The organism is Pseudomonas imperatae (assembly GCF_057128625.1).
This window is the reverse complement of record NZ_JBSKHP010000010.1, coordinates 16890-37464: the sequence shown is the minus strand read 5'-3', so window position 1 is coordinate 37464 and position 20575 is coordinate 16890. Positions and strand designations below refer to the sequence as shown.

The 20575-nt window shown below is 62.7% G+C and carries 23 protein-coding genes; all 23 read right to left on the bottom strand.

Features of this window, described 5'->3' with window-relative positions:
* Complete coding sequence (locus ACWKWX_RS14355; RefSeq protein ID WP_483828142.1) at nt 1-261, bottom strand: hypothetical protein; 261 nt, start codon at nt 259-261, stop codon at nt 1-3.
* Nucleotides 262-271: 10 nt separating this feature from the next.
* Nucleotides 272-721 (bottom strand): lysis system i-spanin subunit Rz, encoded by a 450-nt coding sequence (locus ACWKWX_RS14350; protein ID WP_483828141.1) that lies wholly within the window; start codon nt 719-721, stop codon nt 272-274.
* Nucleotides 718-1233: a lysozyme gene (locus ACWKWX_RS14345; RefSeq protein ID WP_483828140.1), complete on the bottom strand. Its 516-nt coding sequence runs from the start codon at nt 1231-1233 to the stop codon at nt 718-720. Before ACWKWX_RS14345 ends, ACWKWX_RS14350 begins: the two co-directional genes overlap by 4 nt.
* Entirely contained in the window at nt 1214-1444 is a 231-nt protein-coding gene (locus ACWKWX_RS14340) for a DUF7940 domain-containing protein (protein ID WP_483828139.1), read from the bottom strand. Before ACWKWX_RS14340 ends, ACWKWX_RS14345 begins: the two co-directional genes overlap by 20 nt.
* A complete protein-coding gene (locus tag ACWKWX_RS14335; protein ID WP_483828138.1) occupies nt 1441-1761 on the bottom strand; it encodes a hypothetical protein in 321 nt (106 codons plus the stop codon). The genes ACWKWX_RS14340 and ACWKWX_RS14335 overlap by 4 nt, the downstream gene beginning before the upstream one ends.
* A 26-nt stretch (nt 1762-1787) precedes the next feature.
* Nucleotides 1788-1997, bottom strand: a complete 210-nt coding sequence (locus ACWKWX_RS14330) for a hypothetical protein (RefSeq protein ID WP_483828137.1) — start codon at nt 1995-1997, stop codon at nt 1788-1790.
* Nucleotides 1994-4144, bottom strand: a complete 2151-nt coding sequence (locus ACWKWX_RS14325; protein WP_483828136.1) for a glycosyl hydrolase family 28-related protein — start codon at nt 4142-4144, stop codon at nt 1994-1996. Before ACWKWX_RS14325 ends, ACWKWX_RS14330 begins: the two co-directional genes overlap by 4 nt.
* Before the next feature lie 22 nt (nt 4145-4166).
* Entirely contained in the window at nt 4167-5789 is a 1623-nt protein-coding gene (terL, locus tag ACWKWX_RS14320; RefSeq protein ID WP_483828135.1) for a phage terminase large subunit, read from the bottom strand.
* Complete coding sequence (locus ACWKWX_RS14315; protein ID WP_483828134.1) at nt 5779-6111, bottom strand: hypothetical protein; 333 nt, start codon at nt 6109-6111, stop codon at nt 5779-5781. The genes terL and ACWKWX_RS14315 overlap by 11 nt, the downstream gene beginning before the upstream one ends.
* Before the next feature lies 1 nt (nt 6112).
* Nucleotides 6113-8656, bottom strand: coding sequence for a hypothetical protein (locus tag ACWKWX_RS14310; protein ID WP_483828133.1), 2544 nt, complete (start codon nt 8654-8656; stop codon nt 6113-6115).
* A gap of 59 nt (nt 8657-8715) precedes the next feature.
* A complete protein-coding gene (locus ACWKWX_RS14305; protein ID WP_483828132.1) occupies nt 8716-9087 on the bottom strand; it encodes a hypothetical protein in 372 nt (123 codons plus the stop codon).
* A 46-nt stretch (nt 9088-9133) separates the two neighbouring features.
* Nucleotides 9134-10963 (bottom strand): hypothetical protein, encoded by a 1830-nt coding sequence (locus ACWKWX_RS14300; RefSeq protein ID WP_483828131.1) that lies wholly within the window; start codon nt 10961-10963, stop codon nt 9134-9136.
* A complete protein-coding gene (locus ACWKWX_RS14295) occupies nt 10963-13041 on the bottom strand; it encodes a hypothetical protein (RefSeq protein ID WP_483828130.1) in 2079 nt (692 codons plus the stop codon). The genes ACWKWX_RS14300 and ACWKWX_RS14295 overlap by 1 nt, the downstream gene beginning before the upstream one ends.
* Nucleotides 13042-13044: 3 nt before the next feature.
* Nucleotides 13045-13527 (bottom strand): hypothetical protein, encoded by a 483-nt coding sequence (locus tag ACWKWX_RS14290; protein WP_483828129.1) that lies wholly within the window; start codon nt 13525-13527, stop codon nt 13045-13047.
* A 2-nt stretch (nt 13528-13529) separates the two neighbouring features.
* The gene (locus ACWKWX_RS14285; protein WP_483828128.1) at nt 13530-13988 is read right to left on the bottom strand and encodes a hypothetical protein; all 459 of its coding nucleotides are present in this window, start codon (nt 13986-13988) and stop codon (nt 13530-13532) included.
* Nucleotides 13985-14440 carry a GNAT family N-acetyltransferase gene (locus ACWKWX_RS14280; protein ID WP_483828127.1) on the bottom strand — a complete coding sequence of 152 codons (456 nt, stop codon included), beginning with the start codon at nt 14438-14440 and terminating at the stop codon, nt 13985-13987. The genes ACWKWX_RS14285 and ACWKWX_RS14280 overlap by 4 nt, the downstream gene beginning before the upstream one ends.
* A gap of 2 nt (nt 14441-14442) precedes the next feature.
* Complete coding sequence (locus tag ACWKWX_RS14275; protein WP_483828126.1) at nt 14443-14886, bottom strand: N-acetyltransferase family protein; 444 nt, start codon at nt 14884-14886, stop codon at nt 14443-14445.
* Nucleotides 14883-17063 carry a phage tail protein gene (locus ACWKWX_RS14270; RefSeq protein WP_483828125.1) on the bottom strand — a complete coding sequence of 727 codons (2181 nt, stop codon included), beginning with the start codon at nt 17061-17063 and terminating at the stop codon, nt 14883-14885. The genes ACWKWX_RS14275 and ACWKWX_RS14270 overlap by 4 nt, the downstream gene beginning before the upstream one ends.
* The gene (locus ACWKWX_RS14265) at nt 17063-17644 is read right to left on the bottom strand and encodes a phage connector family protein (protein WP_483828124.1); all 582 of its coding nucleotides are present in this window, start codon (nt 17642-17644) and stop codon (nt 17063-17065) included. Before ACWKWX_RS14265 ends, ACWKWX_RS14270 begins: the two co-directional genes overlap by 1 nt.
* Before the next feature lie 69 nt (nt 17645-17713).
* Nucleotides 17714-18175, bottom strand: a complete 462-nt coding sequence (locus ACWKWX_RS14260) for a hypothetical protein (protein ID WP_483828123.1) — start codon at nt 18173-18175, stop codon at nt 17714-17716.
* 41 nt (nt 18176-18216) lie between these two features.
* Complete coding sequence (locus ACWKWX_RS14255) at nt 18217-19080, bottom strand: phage capsid protein (protein ID WP_483828122.1); 864 nt, start codon at nt 19078-19080, stop codon at nt 18217-18219.
* 193 nt (nt 19081-19273) lie between these two features.
* Nucleotides 19274-20131: a hypothetical protein gene (locus tag ACWKWX_RS14250; protein WP_483828121.1), complete on the bottom strand. Its 858-nt coding sequence runs from the start codon at nt 20129-20131 to the stop codon at nt 19274-19276.
* The gene (locus ACWKWX_RS14245) at nt 20128-20574 is read right to left on the bottom strand and encodes a crAss001_48 related protein (RefSeq protein WP_483828120.1); all 447 of its coding nucleotides are present in this window, start codon (nt 20572-20574) and stop codon (nt 20128-20130) included. Before ACWKWX_RS14245 ends, ACWKWX_RS14250 begins: the two co-directional genes overlap by 4 nt.
* Nucleotide 20575: the final 1 nt, after the last annotated feature.

Genomic DNA, 20575 nt, shown 5'->3' with positions numbered 1-20575 from the left:
TCAGGTCTCCTGCACGAAGAACTTGGGACCGTTGATGGTGGCCCTGACCCAGACACCAGGTGAGCCCTCGGTGATTTCGATCTCTTTCAGGTAGGTGATGACCCGCCCGTCGTAAACGTTCTCCCCCGGGTTGGTGGCGCCTTCCAGCACCAGCAGCTCGTTGTTCTTCTTGTTCTGGATGATCATGCCCTTCCCCGGGGTGATCCCGGACAGGGCATAGACGTCCAGCCAAAGCGTTGAAGCATTGTTTACGTCGAGCATGGTGGGTCTCCTACTGTGGTTTCAGGCAGCCCGTCTGCACCCAATCCTGCAAGGCGCTCAGTTGCCTGATGGCGTCGTCACCGTCGTTGACGATGGCGATAATTCGTTCACCAGCCGCGGGGTCAATGTCGGCTCGCGTTTCTGCATTAGCCACGCCGGCGGCGCCGGGGGCGGTTCGCACGACGGGGCAGCTGGCCGCGATTGACAGCCGGCGCTTGCCATCGCGCACATCGCGGCGCAGATCAGCATTGTTTTTCTGGGCATCTGCCAGCTCCTTGGTGTGTTGGGTGTCGAGATCGGCCAGCAGGGCCTGGGTCTTTTTGCGGGATTCGATGGCGTTGGAAAGCTCGGTGACCTTGTCCTCGGCTGCGCTAGCGCGCGTCGAGAGGGTGTCGCTGTGCCAGAGCAGGCCCAGCACCACCATGACCAGGACGGCGGCAACGCAGGCGAGGATCTTCATGCGCCGTCCACCCCCGCTAGGCAAACCTTCTGCTCAGCCTTGCGGCGATTGAACAGGCCCTGGACGAACTTGCCGCCGGCATTCACCCACTTGGTCAGCTCCAGGCAGGCGCCGCGCCGGTCTCCGGCGTTGAGCTTGCGCTGCAACTGGGTGTTCCCGCACATCAGGATGGGGCCCAGGTTGTAACCCGCCGAAACGTAGGCGCCCCGCTCCTTGGCGCTGATCTTGGTGGTGATGCAATCCTCGATGTACCCGTTGGCACGCTGCAGCTCCACCGCCAGGCTGGCATCGCACTCGGCTCCCGAGTACTTCGCCCCAGGCTTTACACCACGGGTAATGCCGTCGCAGGCAGTCCACACCCCAACGATGTCCTGGTAGGCAACGTAGCGCTTTCCTTCCGAGGTCATGATGGCGGTGGAGTCGCGCCCCTCCCAGGGCACCACCAACCCCATGGCGGTAACCAGCGCGGCGCCGCCCAGGGCGACACCAGATTTACGTCCGATCTTCGCCATTGATGCGCACCTTCGTCTGAGTCAGTAGGCGGAACACGATGCCGGCGATAGCGGCCAGCACGTACACGATGGCCTTGGTCCAGAGCGGCCAGTCCAGGTAGTCCCAGGCCAGGGACAGCAGATCGCCCAGCGAGCCGAGCAGGCCCAGCAGGGCGATGGACCAGACGCTGTACATCCTCCAGGCCTTCTTCCATTCGGGAATCAACTTCAAGACCCCATCCCCTTGGCCAGCAGCGGCCAGACCTTGTCGAACATCACCATGAAGGCCGCGGCTGCACCCAGGCCCCAGGTGATCTTCATCCCCATTTTTTCGACTGCGGCGTTGATCTTGCTGATGCCAGCTTCCATATCGTCCAGCTTCTCGGACTGGTGAGCGAACTGCTGTTCGAGCTTTGCCAGGCGCTCGGGCGAGTGCTGGTGCCTTCGGTCCCACTCATTGAGCCGGTGCGCTACCACCTTCATGTCCTGTTCCAGGGCGCCTACGCGCTCGCCAATATTTCGATTACTTTCCCGTTCTGCGGAGTGCATATGCTCTTCCCTTTGTCGCCTGACCATTAATGGCTCTCTGCTCTGGGGTCACCGACGACATACAGCCCGCCGTCCCAACCGGTTACAACTTCCTCATCAGATTCAACCGCACCATCTGGCATTGGGTTGCCGATAATGGTTACTTCATCACCAGCAATATCAACTTCGATTGAAGTCAGATAATCCCAATCGCCAATATTGATAACGACACCATCCTTATTTCGGATAACTTTCATTTCGCCACCCAACCGGTATTGCCGGTTCCTGATTCTTTAACGTAAAACGAAGTTGCAGCACCCCCGCTAGTGCGCATGTAGATGGAGCCAACGGAGGCAGTTACGGAGCCCTCCGGGCTACTTCCGCCTACGTTGATGCTTGGGCCGTTTGCAAGGATCAGCTTCGCGGTGCGCAGGTCTGCCTGGGTTAGCGTTGTGGCTGATCGAGTTAGAATCAGCGCGTTGGCATTGGTGGTCTCTGCGTCGTTGGTCATTTGCAGCGCCCACGTTGTCGCACTGGTCGAGGCTTTCCAGATCTTTTCATCGACCGCGCTACTGATGCGCCGCCAGAGGTACTGGGGCGTGCCGCCCTCAGGGATCACGTTGCGCTGGTTCTGCTGAATTGCGCCGGCCGTGATAGTGCCGTCATCGGTGTAAGGCGTACCTGTGAATGTTGAGACCTGCGTATACGCGCCAATCCGACTTGAACGGGTGTTGGAGACAGCGCGGAACAAAACATCGGTAGCAACGTTCTGGAACGTCCTGGTTCCATCGACATAGACCATTGTGCAGTTGCTCATATACAGGCCGAAGTCGATACCAGGGTTCACAGTCAAACCATCAACATCCACGCCGCCGCAGGTATTTAGTTGCACGCCGTACATGCTGCCAGTAAATGCACCGCCCGATTCATCGGGGGCAATCTGGCAATCGCGCATCCATACATAGTTGCAACTATCACAAACAATACCTTTCCAGTCGTATGTTGCCCCCTTCCAGCCGAAACGATGCCGACGCACAACCACCCCGGATAGCTCCCTGGTAGCAATTGCGTTGAAATACACGCCGACGTGTTGCGCGTTGATGTTGCCGTGCAACACCTTACTTTCGCCGTAGGCATTGCCCGCCGCACTGATCTGGAAAATCCCGTCGTAGGAGTGCGCAATGTCGAAGCGGAGAATCTGGAAGAACACCCGGTCCCCGATCTCCACGCCGCGGTAAACGTTCGTGGCTGTGAACTCGCCCGCGTACGCCGTAAGCAGCGCGCTGGCGGCGGTGAGGCGCAAGAAGCAGGACTGAGCCTGGGCAGCAGGATCGGTGTCAGACCGGTAGTTGCCACGGAAATAAATGTTGGAGATATGGCAACTGAAACCGTCGCCCTGTTCGATGCCGCACAACCAGGTCTCTACGGTTTCGAAGGCGTTGTTGGTCCCGGCCACTGGGCTGTTGGCCCCAGCAATCAGCAGGTTCTTCCAGCGCCAATTGGAATACAGCGTGCTGTATTGGGTGGCGTCATAGGGGGTGGAGAACGCCTTGCCGCCATTGCTGCCGTTGGCCAGCATGGCAAGCGATTCAGCGCCGCTAGTGGTCTGATAGGTCACCGGAGCGAAGACGATGCCGTTGGCGCCTGCCAGGCCTGTGAATACCAACTTGCTTTGGTGTCCCTCCCCTAGAATTAGGCCCTCCACTCGATAGAGGGTGCGCGTGATTTTGTATGTGCCAGCAGGAAAGAACACCGGCTTGCTGGTGGACAGGAAGGCGGCCTGAATGGCGTCCGAGTCGTCCGTTACCCCGTCACCCACCGCGCCGAAGTCCTTTACCGATACGGTGTCGCGCATCTTGGCTTGGAAGGTTCGCTGAATCGCGCCGGTACCGGCCTGCAAAAACCAGCCGTACCCCCCGACCACACCGGCCACTGCAGCTTCGATGTAGCTGCGCATGGTTCGGATGTTGGTTGCGTCCTGGTCCGCTACGGCATCGCCCAGATTCGAGATCTTGTAGCCCTGGGCGTCGAAGTAGTTCTTGAAGAACGGCCGGACAAGCGCACGCCCAAGGGTGCGGCCCACATCCTGCAGCACGCACCAGATCCGGTCGAAGTCCAAGTTGATTGTCTTGGCGAGCAGATCGCCATTGGTCTGGTAGTCGGTAAGCCGCTCCAGCGGTACCTCACGGATCAGCGACAGAGTGCCGGCCGCAGGTGCCACGGCGAAGGTAATCTGCCCGGTATTGGCCCCTACCCCGGTGATGGCGTAGCCGGCGACCAGCTCTACCCCGTTGAGGTACACCCCCAGATCGGTAGCCTGGATCAGCCGGAATGGGATGGCGAAGACCGTGGCCACGCCGTTGGCGGCGTATTCGACATAGGGTTGTTGGTTGGATACAGCCATGGGAGCCCTCGCTTTGGCGGGCTCAATAATCGACTTGCACCTCGTGCACGCCCGCATCTGGGCGCCAATCGTCCCGCTGGGCCTCTGTCGGTTTCCCGACTATTCGCCCAATTCGCACGGGGGTTTGGCTGACAGCGCCGGCGCCGGAGTCCAGGTAATCGTCTGGCTGGTCGCTGATGGCCGGGTTGAAGTCGCGCATCTGGTCCCACAGCGGGCCGCGCAGAACATCCACATGGGCCCACAGGAAGCGCGCCGACAGCGGCGATTCGAAGGCATCCAGGATGCGTTTTTGCTTGTTGGTGCTGGAGTGTTCCTCGCGCACACCACACCCCGTGCCCTTGAGCGCCTGCTTCAGGATGTTCGGCACGAAGCCGCCCGGGCCGTTGGTCTCCACCACCACGCAGGGAATCTGGTACTTGAGCACGAAGGCGCGGACCTGCCAGACCTGGCCGCCTATGATCCGGTCTTTATCGTCGAACTCGGCCAGTTCGCCGGTGAGCCCCTCACAAACGTGCCAGTACAGCTGTCCCCTGGCGTCGGTGAGCAGCAGCGAGAAGGCCGATGCATCCGACTTGATCTTGCCCAGGGACACGTCCCAATAGGCTACCGCGCCCACGATCTGGGTGGTGCCAAGGAACATGCCCACCCCGCCGTTGGCGGTTCGGATCGTCGGGTGAACGTCGTATGGAATGATGCGTGCCGGGTCCAAGCGCACCTCCGCAACGGGTTTGGAGTGGAGCTGGTACTGCGAGTCCCATTCGTTGATGGTCCGGGTCTTCTTGCGACGGTCTGCAAGTTCCTCGGCATTGAATCGTTCAGGCCAGGCGCTGCCGGCGTAGCAGTCCACCAAGGTGCCGGGCGGCGTAAAGAAGGCAATACCCGTCTTGGTTAGCTGGTAGTCCTGGCCCCGCACCAGCAGCTTGGCGTGCTTGCCGATCCCCGAGAACACCACATCCGGCACGAAGGGCACATCGTAGGCATTGAGCTTCGCCTCTTCTATGCGGTGTTCCTGGGCGAACATGCGGATAGTCAGGCAGTCGGCGCCCAGGCCCTCGACCTCATCATAGAGGCTGTCGTGGGTATGCGGGGTGCCGATGTACAGCTGGCGCGCCCCGGGCACCATGATGTGGATCTGCTCGCCCAGGCGGTACCGCATCTTCTCCCGCGCCTCAGGGGTCTGAATGTTGCGCGGCACCTCCACGTCATCGTTCTGGCACTCATCAGCCCGCGCCGACGTGACGTTGGACAGAATGCCCTTGGAGAACATGCTGGCGTTACGGAAGTCCGTGGCCCCTTCCACCCACCATTGCTCAACCGTGCCCTGATTGGCCGGCAGCAGGTGGCGGGTCAGCGGGTGGTTGCGGATCACGTTTTGCGTGTCGCGGCTGGTCTTGTAGGCCGTGGGGTCAGATTCCGACTGGTGCAAGATTCGGTAGGTCGGGTCCTTGTAGAAACGCCAGGCGTTGTAGACAGCCAGCAGCGTCGACTTGCCGAACCCACGGAAACAGCGAAGCACCGCGAGGTTGCCGCGGTGTTCCAACCAATAGCAGGCCCTGACGTGGATGTCGGGCACCTGCCAACGCATGCGCCTGGCCCACAGGGTGAAGAAGACCAGCAGCGATACTTTCGGTTTGTCAGTGGACATTGCCACCCTGCTGTACACGCTCCAGCATGGCCTGGGCCTGGCGCTCTGCAGCGGCCAGTTCGCTATCCAGTTCGTCGTCTGGATTGGTTTCGCCGGTCTTCCCACGGCCCATGATGCCGGCAATGTTCACGACCTTGAGCAGCAGCGTCATTGATGCTGCTGCGTTCTTCTTGCTCCAATACCTGTCGCCACGTTCCTCCTTGGTCATTTCGTCGGGCGGCTTGCCGGCGCCGGGCCAGCCTTGTGGGTCGGCTTCCGAAATGACGACGTCCGCCAGGCTTTCGCTGAGTTGCTGTAACCGTGTGATTTGATCTTCGCGCATGTCAGTTCCCCCCCACTGCAGCGCCAAGGTCTGGGCCGCGATCCGGAATGGGTTGGCCTGGCTCCCACCAGTAGCGCTGTCCGAAGTCCTTCTGTGCCCGCCGCGTCATTCTGCTCAGGTACCCAGGCGAGAAGAATTCCTGCAGTTGGTGGAAAATCAAGTGATCGGTCGCCGCCTTGGTGTACCAGAGATTCGCGCCTGGGATGTGCCCCTTGGCGAAGCGCACCAAGTTGCCGCCCAGCTGATCACCCTGGCCCTGGGCTGCATCGCCCTTGATCTTGAACAGTGATTCGATGTCGCCGGCGATGGGGCCGCCCAGCGAAGCCAGAGCGGAGTTCCCACCCTGGGTCTGGTCACTGAACAGGAAGTCGCCGTACAGGCCCAGAGCGCCGCCCTTGAGGAATGAGGCAAGGCCAAAGCGCAGGCCCGGCACACCCAGTGCCTTGTCATCTGTCATGTTCTTGGGATCGCGGCCGGCCACCACCTCGCCCAGCTGGATTGCCATGGCGCCAAGTACCGTGGTGCTGGCGGTAAGCGCAGCCAGGTACCCGGCCTTGCCCCAGCCGGTCTGCTGCGCCATGGCGCGCCGGAAGTGGCGCATGATCATGGCCACGGAAAAGCTCTTGAACTGCCAGAACGAGCGGGCAATTTCACCCTTGACGGTACCGCGCTCAAACCCGCCATGCATCATGACCTTCTCGCGGGTACCAGGCTCGATTATTGCGAGGTTGGTCTCGTCCAGCACCGTGCCCAGCAGCTTGGTAGCGGCCTGGTCCCGCAAGCGCGTAGCGCTGGTGCCCACCGATTCAGCAAGGCTCTGCAGGTTTGCATCGCTGATGCGGTAGATGCTCGCGGGCGTAAGCACGGTGTCCCCAGTGCCGCGCCAGTCCTCAGGCTGGGCCAGGCGCCACACCTGCCAATCGGTTTCGGTAACGCCCTGCCCTTTCAGACGAACCCGGTCCGCCTCGTCCATCATGGACAGCGAGCGGTGCTTGCGGCTCATTTCCCCTAGCGTATCCAGCATGGTGGCGCCGAATGCACGTTGGGTGCCTGCAGTGAGGGCGTTAATGCCTGACGCCTGCAGCACCTTGCTCGCGGCCGTCTGGGAGAACTTCGCGACCCTCCCCGAGATCTCAGCAGTACTGCCCAGCCCATCGGCCCCCCAACGGTTTAAGCTGCCGATCAGTTGGTTCAGGCCCAAGCCAGCGCGCATGGCAAGGCGACGATCGGCAGCGTTTGCTGGATTGAGCATCCGCAACTCATTGGCATAAACCTGCATCACCGGCATGTTGTTCATGTGGGCGGTGAGGCCAAGCGTGCCTTGGTCGGTGACCGAGGTGAGCACCGCCGAGCCCAGGCGGGAAGCCACGTTCAAGGCGCGGTAGGTGTCGAAGCCATTGGCAATGCTGGGGCTGGCCGGCGGATCACCAGCCCCGGCTATCTCCTCGTAAAGCCGCTCGATCTTGCGGCGCTGGCGCTGGTTCTTTGGCGCGCCGGTTGGCGCCATGACGTCCGCTGCCTTCTGCTGGGTATCAAGCCAGTAGCGCAGCTGGTGGTCTGGGTTCGGGCCGAAGCCCTCCACCAGCGCAATATCGGTGGCGGCCTTGTGCAGGTGGCCCAGCAGCAGTTCCAGCAGGTTCTTCTCGCCATAGCTCTCCTGGGCGGCGATGAATGATTCTGCATCCTTGTAGTGGATCTGCCGCGACTCGCTGCCGCGATTGGCACGCATGCCGTCACCGCCAGCCCGGCCTGGCTCGAGCTTACTGGTGCCGCCGGTGGCCAGCGTCAACCAGGCCTTCCCGAGAAACTCCCGCAGCTCGGTGTCGTTCATGGCTGCGCCATCTTCCTTGATGTACTTGGCGCGGTTGGCCCACCGTACATGGTCGTTCACCCAAGCATCCTTGCTCTTGGCAACGCGGATCTGGGAGTGGTCACGCGGCATGGCCCAGTCATCGAGATACCCGACGTCACCACCCGCGCGGTTGAAGCGCTGCCGTAGGGACTCGGCCACATCCCGGAACTGCTTGGCCGCAACTTTGGCTTCCGGCACCCCAGAATCGGTACCGTGGAGCTCACGCACCAGGGCGAGATTGCCCACCTGGTCCTGCATCAACCCCAGGAATTTGCCCTTGGTGAGATCAATCACATCGAGCATCCGGGACACCGCCTCGTCGCGGATCGCCCGGCCAGCAGACTCGATGGACTGGATGCCGCTCTTCCCATCGGAGCTGAACGCCATCATGCGGTCCAGCCCTTCCAGCGGCGCGGTGGGGAAACGAGCGACGTAGTTGGCAACACGATCATGGGCCAGGATGGTCAGCGCAACACGGCGTTTCTTGAGCGCCTGCTCAGCAACCAGCTCACGGGCCGCAGCGGTCGCGGCTTCGGTCAGGCGGTCGGCGGCGGATTTCGACTGCCAAGTCGGATCGCGCTGCGCCAGCTGGCGCATGTTCATGCGGATGCGGTTTTCGATGCCCTGGACTTCGGGCTGGGTGAGGGTTCGGCCTATCGCCTGGGTGACGGCCTTGATGCATTCGGGGCGCATGGCTTGCCTCCTGTTGGGATGGAGGCAAGCCTATTTGGCGCAGACAGACGGTTTCCCGACTATTTGGAGGTACAGTCATTGCCGCGATAGGACCAACGAGTGATTTTTCCGCCGGCAAGCTCAAAGGTGGTCATGCAAGTCATGCTTAAATTCATGTTCGGCGATCCACCATAGCTGTTGGTGTAAGCGGTATTGCCGATCACCGTTGTCTGATAAGTCGGGGATTGCCCTGGTATGAAGACTTCGCGATTGCTGGAGTAGACAAGAAACTTGTGGTCACCAACGTCATAGCTCTGCTGTGGAGGCCCCCATGCCCTAACAAGGTCGAGGGCGTCCGAGCCAATCCAAGTATCCAGGGCAGCCTTGTATTTTGCCTCAGTCGCGCATCCGGCCAGAGCTATTGCGGCCAGTAGAAGAAATAATCCCTTCATGATTTCCTAGGTCTCCTTTGCGGCCACTGGCCATTATTTCGGGCATTCAATCAATTCCCCGTTGCAAAAAGCAAGCTGCAGCCGCCAGAAAGCCCTTGGTGTCATTGTGGGCCTGCTGCAACTGCGTGTCCGCTTCGGCCAGCATTTCCCGGGCAGACACGGTGACGGGGTTTCCCTCAGCATCGAGGGCGCCAGTTGGCAGCCGCAGGTCTTCCATGTGGTCAACAATGCCCTGCGCCAGTTGCACCTCAGGATCCGCATCGGCCGGATTTTGATGCACATTTTGCGATTCCTGTTGCACTTCCTGGCCTTTTTGTTGCGCTTCCTGCCCCTTTTCATGCACAGAAGGCGCTGGCTCATTCAGCACTTCCCTGGCTGCCGCAGGCATGCCAGCCAGGGTATCGGCTGGTGCCGTGGGCTGGATCTGCTCCCGGTCGATCTCGTCCAGTGCCCGGCCAATCTCCTGCTGGGCGATTTGCCGGAAGGACATGCGATTGCCTGATTGGATGCTGCTCGCCAGCGGGGTCTTTTGAAACCCACGCTCGATCTCGTCGGCCCGCTGGTTGACACGCTGCTCGAGCACCTGCGATGGCTCGTTACGATCCAGGCGACCCAGCTCTGCCTTGGCCTGCTCAGCGGAACGGTTGAGGTCCAGCGAACTGTTGATCTCGTCCTGACGCGCGTTGAGTGCCTGGCGGTCCTGTTCGATGGCGGCGCGGGCTGAGGACTCCGCCGCCTTGCGGCCCTGGCCCTGCTGCTGGAACTCTTTCGCCCGGTCACGGAATGAATCATCCAGGCCAGCCAGCGAACGCTGCACACCGGCCAGCTCGCGGCGCAGGTCGGCCACGTTCCCCTGCCGCTGTGCGGCCTGCTGCAGCTCCTCCCTGTAGGCCGGCTCAACGTCCTGGCGCGCAGCAGTGACCGCCACTTCACGCCCTGGCGCCACGGGAGCACCCTCGTCACCTGTGCGCAGGAAAGTGGCGTCCATGATGCGCGATGGCAGGTTGACGGGTTCGCCGCGGGTGATCTGGTCAATTGCAGTGCGCAGCGCCTCCTGGTGGCTGACCGACGAAACCGCATCGACCGGCACGCCAGGCGCGGTGTCCACCTGGGCGTTCTGGGCATTGCGCTGGGTGAGCGCTGAATCAACGGTCGTTCGGCTCATGCCTCGGGACAATCCCCAGAACGCGCTGCCCATTACCAGGTCAGCGGCGATAGACGCTGCATCAAAGGCCTTGTACTGCTGAGCCTGGGCCTCGTAGCCGTTGGCGCTGAGCAGCGCGCTGAGGCCTCCACGGTTGGCTACCCCAAGAGCAACGTTGCCGCCAGCGGTGACAGCCAGGTCCGCCAATTTCCCCGCCACCACGCCGCTACCAGGGATCATGCCGCCCAGGCCGATGGTGGCACCCTGAATCACGGAAGCACCAATGGCGGTACCGGCGCCCACCCCCTGATTGACCAGGTCGGCGCCGGTGTTCAGGCCCTCGGTGATCGACAGCCCAGCGATACCGCCGGCGGTTAACTCGGTGAGCATCTGGGACACCCCGCCCAGCAGCCGGCCCGCTGAGCCTGTCTCCTGCGCGCTGGGCGTCCAATACTTGATGGCGTCCGTGGTCAGGTCGTCCATCGACTCAAACCACGAATCCTGAGCCTCGGTACCGCCGGCTACCGCGTCATAGGCGATGGGGACCGTGGACAGCGCCAGCATGCCTGCGCGGGCTGACCGGGCGAAGCCGGCCATGGCGGAACTACCCACCGCCTGGCCTGCGCGGTAGAAGGTGGGCATGGCCACAGCATCTGCGTCCAGCGGGTTCAGCGCTGCGCGCTCTGCCTGGACACGTTGGCCATCAAGGTCGAGATCGAATACAGAGCTCATCAGTTACCCCCGCCCACTTTAATGATGATCGGCTGGCCCTTCTTGTCCCGCAGGTAGTCGCCACCCTGCACAACGCGATAGGTGTCGCCGCTGGCGTTCTCCAGGCCGAAGATGCCGAAGTTGTTGGTCAGGGCCTCAGGCATGCCGTGCTTGGTCATTTCGGATTGGAACGAGCTCTTGGCCTGGTCGTAGAAGCTGTCTTCGTCCATCCCCCACGGGGTCAGCACGGCAGGGCCACCGTTGACCTTGGTGGGCGTGCCAATCACCGAGGACACCGCCTGCTTCATGCGCTGAGGGTTGATCTCACCGGACACATCGCCATCCTGCGCCGACTTGCCGGTGTAGTAGGAGCGCACCGCCTGCATGGCAACGTTGAATGCTTCAGGCCGGCCGGCGAACACGTTGCCCGCCAGGCTAGCGAACTCCGTGCGGAAGTCGCTTTCCTTGGGCAGGGGGAAGCTGACAGCCTTGCCGTCGGTAGCCTTGTCGCCCTTGGTCTTGTTGAGGATGTTCTCGCCGGTGAGCATTGTCTCAGCGACATCACCGCTGCTGGCCTTCACGTCGTCGCGCACCCAGTTGTGCTGCAGGGTGATGTCCTTCTGTTTCGAATAGATCATCCCTGCCAGCGCCTTCACCGGCGCGTCTGGGGCGATCTGCTGCATGGCCCCCTGGAAGGTTTTGTCATCCTGGAAGGCATCCTTCAGCATCCCGAACAGCTGGGCCTGCTGGCGCGGCGTGGCTTGCTGGAGCGCGCCGGCAAGCGCGGTGGCCTCTTGAGGCAGGAACGGCCGCATCTTCACCCCACTGCCGAACATGTTTTGCAGGCCGGTGATGGTCGACGCGCGGTCTGCCAGCTGCATGCCCAGCTTCGATGGGTCAGCGCCGGTCACCAGCTGGGTGACGTCCAAGGGCTGAACCTCCACGCCAGTGCGTGCCTGGGCGTACAGCAGCGGCTGGTCCTGCAATTGCTTGATGTTGTTGTTGACCGCGGTTGAGAGCCTGGCCAGGGTGGCGCCGTCCTTCACGGTGCCACCGCCCTCCATCAGGGAGGCCTGTTTCTTCTGGACGTAGTCCATCTGCTGGGTGACAGGCAGCCTCAGCACGTTCTGGATTTCGCCCTCGGACTTGACGATGTCCTTGTAGTCGCCCTCGAAGCTGGTACCGCTGACAGCCTGCCCGACCTTGTCCCAGTAGCCCGCCGGCGCCGGGATGCCGCTGGCGATTTGCTGCTGGGCCTGGAACATGGTGCGCTGGGCCGAAGCCTCACGCTTTGCTTCCTGTGCCATGGCACGGTTCTCCAGCCGCGTCTTGAAGCCCATGATGCTGTTGAGGGCCGAGGTGCGCTTGTTGGCGTCAAGCTTGGACGAGTAGTAGCCGTCCTCGGCGGTGAGTTCATGCTCGAGCTTGCTCAGCTCCCCCATGCTGTCCCGCGCAGCATTGATGCGCTGGCTAGCGTTCGTGGCGTAGACGTTGTCCTTGAAGTTCTGTTTCTGGCGATCCCAGTCTTGGCCGTAGGCCATGCGGCCTGCGGTGTCGATGTCCTCAGCATCCATGCGGCGTACCAGGGCGTCAGGATCGCTACCGGGCATACCTGCGTCCTTGCCCAGCATATCCATACGCGATGCCAGGTCGCTTCGCGCCTCAGCAATCCTGGTGGTGCTGGCCAGCTGCTGGATGCCCAGGCTTCCATTGGTTTGCAGTCGCTTGAGGGACAGGTTGAAGCCCTCCATTTCTGCCTGGTCCAAGCCCTTGGGCATGACGGGGTCAAGGCTGCTGACCGCCTTCTCGTAGGCATCTCCCAGCTGGTCATGGGTCAGCTGCCCGGTGCGAGCCTTCTCGCCCAGGTCTGCAGTGATGGTCTTGAGCTGGGCCTCGCGATCCAGTATCTGGTTGCTGGCGCGCACGCGGGCCAGGGCCTTGTCTTCCTGGTTCTGCTGGTCCATGACCGTCAGGGCAGCACCCTGGACTGTGCGGGCCAGGCGATCTGCGGCGTGGCTGACCTGGGTGTTATCGAATGCTGCTGAGCCCGGGCGCACCTCTGGTACGACCTGGCCGAAGTTGCCGGTAGGGATGCGCATGCGTCAGGCCTTCGTGGTTGTGGTGGTTTGGCTCTTTTTCCAGCCGGTGTATGCGGCAGCACCACCGCCAATGAGCGATGACGCGGCGTTCAAGGTGCCAGCAGTGGCGGCCTGGTTGCCTTGGATCTTCGCGGCAACACCCTGCTGTACGGTCTTCGCCGCGCTGGTGTTGGCGTTCATGATCGTCATCGAGGCGTCTTCTTCTGCGTCGCGGTAGATGCCTTCATCGATGCGCATGGCTGTCCCCTCGCCCACCTCTACGCCCGATGCGGCCAGCGAGGCATTCGCCTGGCCTGCCTGCGAGGCCGCCAGCTTGCGGATTTTCTGGGCCTGTACCTGCGCGGCGCTGACCTGTGCGTCGGCGTCGGCCTGGGCCTGGTCGGCTTGGTACTCGCCCATGGCCTTCTGTTGCTGGCCAGACTGGTAGGCCACGCCGGCAGAAAGTACAGCGGCTGCGGCTACCGCAGCGGTGGTGTATCCCGACATGGTTATTCCCCTGTGCTGATGGTGGTGTTTCCGGCCTGATTGCGCGAGGCCAGCAGGTCGACTTCATTGGTGAACTCGGCTTCGGCATCCTCGACGGTGGTGGCCGCGGTCGCGAAGGTCATGGTCAGGTCCGTATCGGCATGAGCCAGAAACGCCTGCTTGCGCCCGGCCTGCGCCGGCAGCACGTGGTAACCGACCAGCTCCAGGCACTCGCCACCGATGAAAACCGTCACGTGGCCCGAGACCACCAGCAAGGTGGGGATCTTGATCAGGGCGCCGGTGATCATCACGCCAGCTGGGATACGGATGGTTCGGACGTACAGGCCTGCATGGAAGTGGTGCGTGGTCTTGATGGGCACTTGCTCGGCCTGCATCAAGGTCCTTTCCAGGCGCTGCACGCGCTCCACGTCATCGCTGGACATCGACGGCAGGCCTGGCTGGGCTAGCAATAGATCGTTCACGGGAGCGCCCTCACAAACACGCTGCTGCTCTCGCGATAGCCCTGGCGCGGCAGCACCTCCTGCAAGCGGCCGCCGGCCGGGGCGCTGACCATCAGGGCGCGGGCGTCCAGGTCGCATGCCTTGGCCTCGGCGGCACGCAACAGCTTGAGCCCGGCGCCGGTCTCGCGGGCCTCAGGCAGTACGAAGAACGATTCCATGGCGCAGACCCGGTACCCGCCGTAGTGGGGCAAGCCATAGACGATCAGTACCGCCAGCCCCACCAGATCGGGTGCGAAGGCACCGATGATGTGCAGGGCGCCGCTGGCTTCCATGGCGTTGTACATGGGGAAGCAGGCCTGCACCTTGCCGAACTCGGGGCTGCTGGACTCGCTGGCGTATTGCTCCAGCAGCTTGGCCATGGCGCCGGACTGCTCGACCTCGGCAACGGTGGTGCTTCGGATCTCGATAGGCACGGTTAGATCTCCATCTTGAACATGGGGTGCTCGGACTTGAACCCGAGCGACTGATACAGGCGGGTGATGCCCTCGACGCCCTGGCCGGTGGTGACGCCGGCCTCGATGTGTTTGGCGCCTCGAAGCTGCCCCCACTTGATGAAGGCCCGCAGCAACTTGATGGCGGTGAGCCCATGGCGGCGGGATGGCTCCACGAATAGGGCGATCTCGAAGGCGTAGAGGTCGTCGTTGAACCACTGCTGGCCCAGCGCGCCAGCGATCCCGCCAACCACCACACCATCAATTTCGGCGAGGAAGACCACACCACCGCCGCTGATCAGCCCTGCGATGAACTGGCCGGCGCGCTCCTGGTCGTAGCGCAGGCCGGAGTAGTTGGTAGTGGCATGCATGATTGTCCCGAGCTCGAGGATGCGCGGGATGTCGCTATGGGTGGCTGGCCGGATCATGACTGCTGGAACCCCTTGATAACGGCAAGAAGGTGAAACGGGAGCGGCTGGTCCTGGGTGATCTCCAGGGTTGCCTCCCCACGTTCCCACCCCAGGTTCTCGATCCGATGGTCACCGGTGAACGGCTGCAGCGGGCTGTCGAGGATGGCCGGGCCGAACTGGCGGAACGACACAACTTTGCCGTTCACCTTGCAGCCGATCGTGTCCAGGAAGCGCAGGGTGACTTCGCTGATTCGCATGTTGTTGCCTTGGGCTGTACCCGTCTGGCTGGCCAGCTCGGGCGTCAGGGTCTGGATCTTGGTGGTAAACGGCAGCCCGATCTCCACGGCATTGGCGGCGCGCGGCAGAGTGATCTGGCCGCCGGATACCACCTGCTGCGGCATGACCACCCCATCAGCAACGCAATCGACGGTCTTGCCCTCCAGGTGTGCCAGCCCTCCCCAGGTGTCGCTGCCGCCCACGCTGGTACCGGTGATGGATGCGTGGGTGTAGGCATCAACGTCGAAGCGCTCCAGGTACTTCACCGCGGCGCCGTTGATGACCCGGTCGACAATCACCCACACCGTTTCGCCGTCATCCACGGGGATGCTGCCCACGGCACGGTACTGGCCGTCGGTGAGCTGTCGGGCCCAGCCGATGACGTCCTGGTCGCGGTCAACGGTCATCGTGGCCATGACACCGTCGGCCCGGACCTGCCACAGGATCGACTCAGGCTCTTGCTGGTAGGCCATATCCACGATGCCAGACGCGGTGGCCTGCTCCGACAGCACGGACATATCCGGCGAGCCGTAGGCATCGGTCTCGTACTTGTAGGCCATGGCCCGCAGCTTGCGGTTGGCGCGCTGCATGAAGTACAGCTCGTTGCCAATCCGCAGCGGGCGCACACCATTGCAGCCATAGACCGACTGGTTCTTGACCTGGATGTTGGTGGGGGTGATGGGCTTCTCGACGCCACCAGTGAGCGTGAACTCGCCGCCGTAGGTCAGCGCGATCAGAGTCTGGATCTGCCCCATGTGCACGATGGGGTTGATCTGGTTGGACGAGACCGTGAACGACATAGCGTCGTCATCGTCGGTACCGATCTCGAAGTTCAGGTATTCACTGGTGCGGGACATCCAGACTGTTTGGGGGAAGCCAGGCGAACCCGCGCAGACCAGGCGCTGCTCATGCAGGGTGATGGACGAGGGGTAGCCGTTGTCGGCGTTCCACACGGTGGACTCCAGGGTCCAGGCGTTCGCCTGGGCGCCAACCGTAGCGGACAGAGCCACCTGGATCTTGCCCTTGGCCACCAGGGTTGGGTCGAACGTTCCGCCCGAACCATCAGATCCACCCAGGCTGGTGATCAGCACCAGGCCGCTGTTGATGCGCACCCATTTGCCAACGTCCTCAGTACGCCACCCAGCAAGCGAAAGGGTCAGGTTGATGGTGTCGCCTACGTTCTCCTTGGCCGATGGCGTCAACGTGGCCTGCGGGCTGCCCTTGAGCGACCACTCGCCCGATGCCCAGGCGGTTTGGTCGAAGGCGATCTTGTTCTGGACGGTCACTGTGGTGGTGCTGGTGTAGGCGGTGATGACCGCAACGCCGGTACCGGCCCAGATCTCGCGCCCAACATCTGCAGCCATGAACACAGCGGTGCTGGCCGTCGCGGTGATGCCGGTACCCACGGCGCCGCTGCTGAGCGTCAGCGTGGCCGCGGGAACAATGCCTATCTCGTCGAAGGGCTCAGTAACGAACGGCGCAGGCGCGATAACCCACACGGTGTTGCTCGAGCGGCGCAGGCGATGGATCGGCAGGTCCGGGTGCGCCAGGAACATGGTGTCCGCCCCCTGCACGTACGACAGGTCGTCCAGCATAGTCTGGTCGTAGGGCGAAACCAGCTCTGTCAGCAACGCGCCATCGCGGCTGTAAACCCGCAGGTACAGGTCGCCGAACTCCACCATGTACGACTGGTCGCGGTTGAACACGTACGGAATGAGGATGGTCTTGCGGTCGGCGTACTTGGTGGCGGCCACCATCCTGGTGCCCCAGGTACGGATCACGCCGCCATGGATCATGACCAGGCCGTTCTCGATCACCTTGGCGCCGTTGCCATAGCGGGCAATGTCCACCCGGCCCATCATCCGCGCCGACAGCTCGCCGGCGGTGAAGTTGGTTTGAATCAGCGAGACCTTAGCCATTACCGCCCTACCCCCGCGCTGTAACGAGCGTTCAGCAGCGGGAAGTCGCCCAGGGTCTGCGGTGGGTCTTCCTGCCCATCGACGGCCCGAGCCTTGCGCAGGGCGTACTCCAGCGCCTGCTGCCGTGCCTGCGCCTCGCTGGTGGACGAGGTGATGGCGTAGGCCATGCGCGCCACCATGGCCAGCGTCATGATGTCCACTAGGGCGCTGTCCCACGTGGCTTCCACATCGTTGCGGAACACGTAGCGCAGCTCGAGCGAGGCGCAATCGGACAGGATCATCTGCCCCTCCACCAGGTAGTCAACGACTGCACGGCCGGATGTCACGCTCAGGACGCGCAGGTAATCGCCCGGGAGGTTGAACTGGAACTGGTACCCGAAGGCCGGGGCCACCACGTTGGGCGCCAACAACACGCGCTTGATGGCGCAGTTCCATGGGTGGGCACGGAGCATATCGTCCCGGGCCGACTCGTAGAGGTTGGCGGCCAGCTGCGCCCGCGGCAGGTCCTCGTCCAGGTCGTTGATGGTCTGTGCGCCAAGCATGAGCAGCGCGTTGGAGCAGATCGAAACGGCAGTTGCCATGGTTCACCTCAAACAAAAACCGGGGCACGCGGCCCCGGTGTTTAACCGCCCATTGCGGACGACCTGCGATCAGTTGGGCCCGGCGAAGAGCACAACCACGGTGATGACCTGGCCAGCCTGGAGGGCAGCACCAGCAACCACGGAGCGCAGCTCGCTGAGGTCGGTGGCATCGCCAGGCTTCACCACGGTGACTTCGAACAGCGCGCCGTTGGTGTACTGGGCCTCAGCCAGTGCGCTGCCAGCGGTGGCCACCGAAGTGGCTGCCAGGTAGCGAGCTGGGACCACTGGGTCACCCAGGGTGATGGTGGAGCTGGCAGCGCCCACGGCGAAGAACACCTTGGAGCCCGGCATTACCCGGGCGCCGAAGGGCAGGTAGCCCCACGAGATGATGTCGCCGATGGCCTGGCCGCCGGCCGGGACGGTGTAGGTGGAAACGAAACACTGCAGGTCGCCGTTCTGCAGGTTCATCTTGACGTTTTGCTGCGGCAGTGCGGCGCGGGCCGCTGCCAGGGATCCGAGTACGGTTGCCATGATGGGCTCCTGATTGCTGAGGAAGACGGAGAAAACGAGGCTTACGCCTCGTTCGCTGCGATCTCCACGACCTTTTCTTCTTCCACGCGGACGGAGCCGATGGACATTTTGGCGTAGATGCGGACGTTGAAGCCTTTGCCCGGATCCTCGCCAACCTTGGTGGTGATGTCCTTGCCCTTGCCCAGGGTGACGCCAGACTTCGACCAGGCGTACAGGAAGCGGGTGGTGCTGGTCTTCGGCAGACGCTCCGAAGGAATCCAGTTGAAGCCCATCCACTTGCCCTTGAGCGTGCCCTCTTGAAGCATCCGGCCGGCCAGGAAGTCAGCCGAAGTCAACGTGGTGTCGGCCAGGATGTCGGCCAGCGCTTGCGAGCTGTAGGCGATGTACAGCTCTTCGCCGTTCTCCTCGTCCGCCTCGTTGGCGCGGAAGATCTTCTTGGCCTGGATGATCTTGGCCTTGGTCAGGCCGACACCGCCCACGGCGATCTTCTGGGTGCTCGGCAGGATGATGTTGCCGGTCGAGCTGCGGGAGTTGCCGCCCAGGCTCGCAATCACCACGTCATCCTTGGCGCGGTTCAGGCTGGACACCATGGCCTTGACGTAGTCCGACTGCGGGTCAACCAGCATGCGGATCTTGTCCTGGTCATCGATCATGTCGCCGTCTTCCCAGTCGAACAGGTCGACAAAGCGGGTGGAGTGCGGCTGATCGTTGATCGGGGTGTCGCCGTGGCGGGAGGTGCGGCGCTGGGCAGTACGCTGGCCCAGGCGGTTGATGGACTTCGACATGCCCACGATGTTGGGCTCAATGGTGACGCACGGCTCAAAGCGGCTGATCTGCTGCTGTGCGACGTGCATGAAGTTGTCCGCAAACTGCTGGACGAAGGCTTCGGTGATCTGCTGCGACATGGCGCTCGCTCCAAAAAATTATTGCCGCCTTGTGCAGGGTGTCCGGTGGCCGGGCCTGATGTACGGGGTGCGTCGGCGTCGTGCCGCACCTACGGGCGTTTGGCGGGTATCCGCGAGCCATCGCGGGCCGCCCCTTACGGGATTGCCAGCGATGGTCGGACAGGGGGACTGTCGGTTTCCCGACATTTGGGGATCAGCTGCGAGGGGAAAGCGCGGACTTCTTGGGGGTGTAGCGCTGCTCGTACATTGCGTCGAGCTTGGCGCGGATCGGTGCACGGCGTGCATCGTGGGTTGGGATCTGCTCGAGCTGGGCGCGCAGCTCGGCCACCTGGGCGTCGAAGTCCTGGCCGGTCATGGCGTTGGGGCTGGCTGGGCTGTCTTCCTGGATCTCCCGGCCGATGCGCGCGGTGAACGCGATGAAGTCAGGGTCGTTGCCGTACTTGGCCATCAGCTTGCTCATGCTGCCCAGGCCGTCACCCTCGGCGCCGAACGCTTGGGCCGCGCGGTAGGAGGCCTGGAGGTTCTGCTTGAACTCGGCGTCGGTCTTCCACTCGCCCTTCAGGGCTTCGGTGGCTGAGTTCTGGTCAAGAGCGGCAGCGCCCTGCACCAGCGCTGGGGCACGGTTCAAGTATTCGCCCAGGACGAACGACAGCTGGTCGTTGGTGATGCCCTTGGCGTGCGCGCCCTTGATGAACGTCTGGGTGTCAGGGTCGGCCTTGAACTCGTCCCAGTTGAAACCCTCGACGCCCTCGACCTTGGGGGCGTACTCGTCGACGGTCTTGGGCGCCACGTCGCCGGTACCCAGGCGCTTCTCCAGGCTACCGTAGGCCTCAGCCATCTTGCGGCTGGACTGGGCCACGTCCACATTGCCGTCGGCGCCGGTGACGCGGAACTTCTCCGGGATGTAGTCGTTGCCAGCACCCTGGTCCATCAGGCTGCCAGTGGCCGCAGGCGCAGCGGTAGTCAGTGCCGCGCCGCCACCTTCGCCGCCGCCTTCGTTGGCTTCGTCTTGCAGGTAGTGGCCCAGCATGCGGTGGACAAACCAGTTCATGCTTCACCCCCAAACGCCGCAACACGCTCGCCGAGGATGCGCGAATAGGTTTTCATCGCGTTCCACTGAATCGAAAGCCGGTGCTGCTCGTCGCTTGGCAGCCTGGCGTGCAGATCGGTGGACTGAAAAGCGGTCAGCTTGTTGATACGGTCGTCCAGCTGGGCCTTCTCAGCAACCACGCGCAACTGATGCGGAGCCAAGCCTGCTACGTCGCCAACTTCCAAGTAGGCGTTGTCGAACTGTTCCTTGGGCGACCAGCTGATGTATCCAGCATGATCTGGGTGGTTCGGCGCACCGACATCGGTGTATTCGACCAGGTAGCCAGGATCGGTAGGATCCCCGGCGTCAGGATTCGGTGACTGGTTTGGGTAGCGGTACGCGACGAATTCGGCGCGGGACATTGCCAGCGCCATGATGAGCTTGCTGCCGATGAAGGTCTTCATG